The sequence below is a fragment of the Empedobacter sp. GD03739 genome, assembly GCF_029843245.1.
Lineage (GTDB): Bacteria > Bacteroidota > Bacteroidia > Flavobacteriales > Weeksellaceae > Empedobacter > Empedobacter falsenii_B.
Genome location: NZ_JAOCHX010000077.1, coordinates 1 through 6,915, shown reverse-complemented (window position 1 = coordinate 6,915; position 6,915 = coordinate 1). Strand labels below are relative to the sequence as shown.

5 protein-coding genes and 1 pseudogene are annotated in these 6,915 nt (G+C 31.1%); all 6 read right to left on the bottom strand.

All coding sequences use genetic code 11. The features are described 5' to 3' along the window. Window positions 1-2 precede the first annotated feature (2 nt). Window positions 3-716: a response regulator transcription factor gene (locus N5E64_RS15180; protein ID WP_280038234.1), complete on the bottom strand. Its 714-nt coding sequence runs from the start codon at window positions 714-716 to the stop codon at window positions 3-5. 26 nt (window positions 717-742) lie between these two features. Next, a complete protein-coding gene (locus N5E64_RS15175) occupies window positions 743-1,786 on the bottom strand; it encodes a sensor histidine kinase (RefSeq protein WP_280038233.1) in 1,044 nt (347 codons plus the stop codon). Window positions 1,787-1,865: 79 nt separating this feature from the next. Then, on the bottom strand, window positions 1,866-2,456 hold the full coding sequence (locus tag N5E64_RS15170) for a porin family protein (protein ID WP_280038232.1): 591 nt from the start codon (window positions 2,454-2,456) through the stop codon (window positions 1,866-1,868). A 285-nt stretch (window positions 2,457-2,741) separates the two neighbouring features. Beyond that, on the bottom strand, window positions 2,742-5,903 hold the full coding sequence (locus N5E64_RS15165; RefSeq protein WP_125349315.1) for a hypothetical protein: 3,162 nt from the start codon (window positions 5,901-5,903) through the stop codon (window positions 2,742-2,744). After that, entirely contained in the window at window positions 5,855-6,454 is a 600-nt protein-coding gene (locus N5E64_RS15160) for a hypothetical protein (RefSeq protein ID WP_125349314.1), read from the bottom strand. Before N5E64_RS15160 ends, N5E64_RS15165 begins: the two co-directional genes overlap by 49 nt. Window positions 6,455-6,497: 43 nt before the next feature. Continuing rightward, a pseudogene (locus N5E64_RS15155) lies at window positions 6,498-6,915 on the bottom strand (hypothetical protein); the annotation flags it as partial.

Sequence of the window (6,915 nt, the reverse complement as noted above, 5' to 3'; positions counted from 1 at the left end):
TTTTATTTACTAATTAATTTTTTATAGACTACTTGATTGAGTAATTCATCCTTTTTATTCCTAGAAATAGGAAGTTCATGTTTGCCTATATAAATTCGACCTCCAGAAATTATTTCTATATGTGTTACATTCACTAAGAAAGATTTATGTATTCGAAAAAAATGATTCATTGGTAAAGATTCTTCTAATACTTTCATGGTTTGGTGAATTAGAATAGATTTATCTTTGAAATGTAGTTTTACATAATTTTGCATACTTTCTACATACAGAATATCTACCCAAGAAATTTTGGTAAAAGTATCTCCTTGTCGTACATATAGAAAGGGATCATTGAGAATAGTTCCATGCTTTATTTTTTCGTTAAGTAAAAATATTTGATAAGCTTTATTAACAGCTTGATAGAATCGGTTGAATGCAATTGGTTTTAGTAAATAATCAACTACTTGCAATCGAAATCCTTCAAGCGCATATTCGGAATAAGCGGTAGTAAAAATACAAAGTGGTGGATTTTCGATTTGTTCCAAAAATTCGAGACCAGAAAGATAAGGCATATTAATATCCAAGAAAATTAGATCAATTGTGCTTTCTGTAACATATGTAGTTGCTTCTAGAGCTGTTGAACATGTTTGTATAATTTCTAGAAAATCAATTTGCTCTGCCATATCTTTGATATGCTGACGAGCCAAAGGTTCATCATCAATAATCAAGCATTTCATTTTTCTTGAAATTAGAGGTGTTGTAGTCATGTTGAAGATAAATTAATAGTTAAATCGACTTTATATAATTGTCCATTTTCTGTAATATTTAATTGATGAGCAGCAGGATAAATTAAATTTAGTCGCTTTTTTACATTTTGTAATCCAATTCCACCTATATGTTTAGATTGAATAGGAATTTTAGCATATGTATTTTCCATACTCAAATGAATTTGATTGTTATTTTCGCTACAATTTATTTCGATAAATCCTTTATAATCAGGGACTCTGCTTACATATTTAAAAGCATTTTCTATAAAAGGAACCAATAACAAAGGAGCAATCATCGCTTTTTTATTCATTATAGCGAATGAAGTGGAAACATCAATTTCATTTCCCCATCGTAATTTTTCTACATCAATCAAATCTTTTAAATACTGAATTTCATTCTCTAATATGACTTCGTTTTTGTTGCATTCATAAAGTTGATAACGTAAAATATCCGAGAATTTGAGTAGTAAAAATGAAGCCAATTCGGTATCTTTCTTTAATAAAATATGAATATGGTTCAATATGTTAAACATCACATGAGGATTAACTTGATCTTGTAATAATTTGAGTTGATTTTCTAAATGATCTTGTTGAAGTAAAATATGATCACGCTCTATTCTCCCATGTTCTTGATAAAAACGAATGCCACACGCCGTACCAATTATTAATAAAGATGCAGGTATAGAAAGATAAAATCCTTTCCACAATATAGGAATGTGATCAGAAAAATGAACTGGTAAAGGTTCTTTTGAGCTAACACTGATATAGGTAAAAACAAAAGAGTTAAAAATAGACAATGTCAAAATAAAGAAAATTGAAAGAATCAAAAACTGTTTCATTTTCTTCTTTTGCAATGCTTTTGGAAGTAATTTTTCTGTAAGATAATAGGTTAATATAATCGAATAAAATAATATTGCAATCGTTTGTAGTAAGGCATCGTATTTTGAATCATTTGCTTGGAAGTTAAGCCAAAGTGTAATGCCCAATACAATCCAGAAAATGGTAATGAAAAGATGTTTTTTAAAGAATTTAAAATTCATTGTATTAAAGTAAATTAAAAAAAATAAAAGAAACCACAATAGGTATTGCAGTTTCTAAAATTAAGTATTGTTATTCGAATTAAAACAAAAAGTAGCCAATTCCAATCGAAAAACTTTTAGGTTTTGATTTGAAGTTCTTACTCACATTGGATAGGCTATTTTCATAGCTAAAGTCAATCGATAATCGTTGAATATCGAATCCTAATCCTGCGATTAAACTAATAGATGATTTATCAAATTTAGAAAAGGCTTGTTTGATGTCATCTGCTCCGGTAATTTCTTTTCCGAAAGAATAACTATAAAGTCCGCCTGTAAAAGCACGCAAATTAAATTCGTTTGTATTTACAATTTTATACCCTATTGTGACAGGAACATCAATAGAATTCCAGCTTAATTTCGAATTTTCTATCTCTCCTTCAAAACTAGTTTTTCTTTTATTAAACAACGTTTCTCCCTGTAGATAAGCACTTCCTAAATCTAATCTAGCCATTGCACCAGCTTGATAACCAAAACTATATTTTCCTTCAAAACTTTCTGTAGAAGAAATGTTGGTTAAATTTCCACCAGCCTTTATACCCAAATGGATTGGTAATGATGTCTGAGCCTTTACATGTATTGAACATGAGATACAAGACAATAATAAACCGAATAGAACAATTTGTTTTTTCATTATACGAATTTTTATATTTCTGAGACAAAACAACGAGAAAGTTTTTGATGTAAAAATTCAATTTGATGAATGGTAGATTACCATAGATATATGGATGATGTAAGCTTATAAAAGTAAAATATCACTTTTTAACTCAAATAATTTTTTCAAAAGCAAATGTTGTCATTTTAAGCGCTGTCATTTCTAGGTTCCGAGAAGTCACTTCAAAGAAATAATCCATCCTAGTATGAATTATAAAAAAAATCCAGACGATAAGTCTGGATTTTTTATGATCATTTTTTAGATTTAATTAGATAATCTAATGACTGGATTAACTAAAGCTTCTTGACAATTTTGAAGCTTCACTCTCAAATATTGAGCATTTCCATAATTTTGTCCTTGTCGTTTAGTTTGTACTTTAACAAGAATAATTCCTTCATTTTCGTATTCTGTATATAATCTGTCTATATTATAATACATAACTCCTGCTCCTGAATGACTATATTTTAAATTAGAATTCGGAATATCTTCTACCTTTAAAATTTCTTTGATAGGATTTCCATCTTTATCTAATAAAGGTAAATCATTATCCGGATCCTCATCTTTGTCAGGAATTGTGTAAGTCCCTCCAAACTCAACTACCTTAGCGAAAGAAATTTCATATTCTGTACAAAAATCTGGACTCTTAATAGCTAGAAAGTCAGCTGCACATATTTTAGTTACTTCTTTCGAATCTTCTTGCCCTTCAAATAACATCATTGGCGCAATACGAATATCATGAACATGTAACCCGTCTCCAAGATTAACATTCACTGTATTGAATTGTTGAATTTCGAAAGAATCAAATGGGATTGTAATTGGTCTAGAAATAACAGCTCTACGTTTATTTTTAAAGTTAAACAAACCTATATCTAAAATTCTAAATTTCTCCATATTCTCTTCTCCTACTTTTGTATCACCTAAATAATAAACAATTTTAAAATTCCCTAATTGTAATAAACTTAAGTTTAAGACATTAATATTTGGATAAGCCAATGTTACTTGAATTTGATCTCCAGGTCGAGCAGCTTGTCTCAAATGTGTGCGTAAAAATTGTTGATTCAACACCCCTGCCGTTGCATTAAATAAGGTATAACTATCATAATTATCATCTACAGCATAATAAGGATGTACTACAGAAGATAAACCACTTGCAACATTCAACACTTCTGAACGGTTACCCCAAGTGACATCATGTGTAAATTCATTCAACTTAATATCTACATTTTTGATATCTGTTAAATCTGTTCCATCTATATCTTTTTGTACTATTGGATAAAGTAATGATGAAGGTGGGTTGACAGTAATATCCCCTAGCGGTTTATAATTTGGATCTGTTACAAGTTCCTCTTCTTCTATATATGCATGGAAGACAGTAGCCAAATCAGCTACAGAAAGTAAAGAACCTAATTGCACACGAACCCCATTATAAGCTACATGAGTACCATTGCTTTTGGTAGGAATAAAAGAAAAATCGAATACATTATCTCCTTTCAATAAATCTAATACGCCTCCTTTTACACCAAACGACGTTCCTGCATTCTCATTTGTAATACCTATTGGGATACCGCTTGTTAATCCAATATCATTTGGATCAGTAGCACTAGTATATCGTCCTACTACCGATAAACCTCCAGCGACTTTAAGTCCAGAATATTGTTCACCTAATTTTATGGATACTTTTTTTCCTTTTAACTCTTCAGCCGTATATAAAACACGTTTAGATTTTGGATCATTTGGATCAGATAATTTTGTAAAGTATAAATCTACACCTACAGTACCAATTCCTAAAATAACAACACCTCCAGTAATTGTTGCATAATCAGCACGGTTTCCATTTACTGCTTTTTCTTTATTAGCAACACCACTTAATCCAGAACTCCAATCTCTAACATCTGTTGCAAAAATCTTTTTCTTAACAATATCACAATCTTTTAAATCGTAAACAATTAATTGTATAATAACAGATGTTACACAACCTTCTAAAGGCGCACCAGTTGTTGTTGTCGCTTCAATTGTGTATGTATATTCACCTTTCTTTAAATCAAAAATTGTAGTACCAACTTCTTTACCATTTGCATCTAAAATCTTAATAGTAGAAGGAAATTTTGTTGATACAGTAGGAAAAGTAAAACTTGTTCCTTGTTCTGCTGCAAAAGCATTTATTTTATCAGGTAGAGTAATTGTATTTTCTTCTGAAGGCGTGACTAAAACTGGAGCTGTATAAGCATAACCACTTAAACCTATTCGTTTTACTTGCCTTCTGACTAAAGTTGGCTTTTTTAAACCGTTAATTATTAATTTATCACCTTTCTGAATAATCACATCTCCAACTGACTCATTTTCCTGATTTTCACTTTCACTAATTGTTCCAAAATCACGCCAAGTTGCACCGTTATCAATACTTGCTTGCCAATTATAAGACATAAGATAAGCCAAATAACTTGCTTTTTCTGTATTCACAACTTCTATTGTTCCATTATAACATGTTTCTCCTGTTGAAGATATTTTTCCGGGTTTCCAATCAGAGTTAGGAGATTCACTTCCCAAAAAAGTCACAGCAATATCTTGACAAACACCAACCATATTACATAATGTATAGTAAATAGCACCTGTTGGTTTCACTGCGGCAGCTGTAGTAGTAATTTCTCCTGTTGTAGTATTCAAACTAATTCCATTAGGCCAAGTTCCTTTTGGAGAGATCTTAGCATTCTGTTCTATTCCAGAAAAAATAAATCCTTGTCCAGCTATACCTCCATTATAAACATCATTTGAACTAACAGTTGAATATGTTTTAGGGCCAGTAACCCAATCATAAACATCAGGATTTCCTTTAATAGATACGCCTAAATCCTGTTTTACTGTAATTTTTGCAACTGAAGATACGCCTAACAAATTTGTAATTTGATATTCTAACGGATTAGTTAATGCTGGAGCATTTGCCGCAATTACTAATTGTCCATTTGTATCAATTGAATAACCTGTAGGCCAAGTACCCAATGGAACTATAGATGAATTTTTTCCTGTTCCATTCAAAACGACATTTCCTACAACTTTAGAATACGAATCATTAGTAATAATTGAATATACACCTCCCTCTAATGTGGTTGTAATTGCATCATCATTCGCTTTGATAATATCATCGATAACTCCATTTTGTGGATTACAATCAATGACAGTAGCAGAAGGGTCTATGACTTCTTCTAAAACAATATCATCTATATAGAAATCATTTCCTGTCTCACTCGTCGTATAATTATTCCTTAAAGAAATCGCAATATCAGTATTACAATTTTGATCTGTTGGAGTAGTGAAAGTCCAAGATAGCTGTTCCCATTTATTGGCTTCGCTTAATTTCAATTCTTTTGGATTATTTCCCGTCAAGTTACTTCCCAAAAGTTGCTCTGTAAGAATATTTTGAGCTTCCATTTTAAGATTAAAAACGCTACTTCCATTACCCATGCAGATAATTTGTATGTTGTACCTGTTTTCAAGGTAACAGCTCTGCGATAATACTGATTTGTTATCTTTCCAGCGTTAACAACCATTACAGCTCCGTTTGTATTAGCTGTATGATCCGAAACACTTAACCACCAACTTCCAGTTCCTGCTGAGCCAGTTCCAAATGCGTCTTTCAAATTGGTTGGCGCGACTACAACATAATAACCATCACTGATATTTTTTAGCCACCCATTATAATTACTTAACTCATAACCGTTAGTAGGTGTTCCAATAGGATTGTCTTTACAAGTTGGTCTTGTTGCACCGACGTAATATGATGTTGCAGCTCTATAATAAGGTGTACAAGTATAAGGTGAAACTTCTAAATTTAAATCATTACCCGCTTGCGGAACATAAGGAGATGATTTACGTGTAGTTGTTTGTCCAAAATCTTCTTTAAAGATGATTTGCGCATTGGTTTGTTGTAAAGCAAATAATGCAAACAATCCGAAAAGATTCTTTTTAATATTTAATTTCATATTGTAATTTCTAAAGATTCAACGAATCATTAATCATTGTCAACTACCTAACCTTTAGTACAATATTCATAAAAGAACCATTTCTAATAATAGCATTAGACGTTACTTTATACGTAAGAATTCCATTATCATCTACTTTTATATCTGTAAAAACAGTATTATCTGCATAGGTTACAAAATAATCATAGTTATTTGCCTTTAATACAATTTGACTCAGGCTGGCAGTTGCAGAACTCGCGATAACTGGTGTTGTAAACTGAGCTTTATACAAATCGTGTAATTTTACCGTATAAACAGAAGTGTCTTTATCAAAAGTATACGATTCGTTTGTTGTATCAATTACTCTACTATCTGATGGTACGGTTAGTAATACAATAGAAGGCATATAGAAAAAGTTTGGATTAGTGTTTCCTGATGATAGTTTTACCCATACCAATCCATCAAAATAATAAAAACCTTCT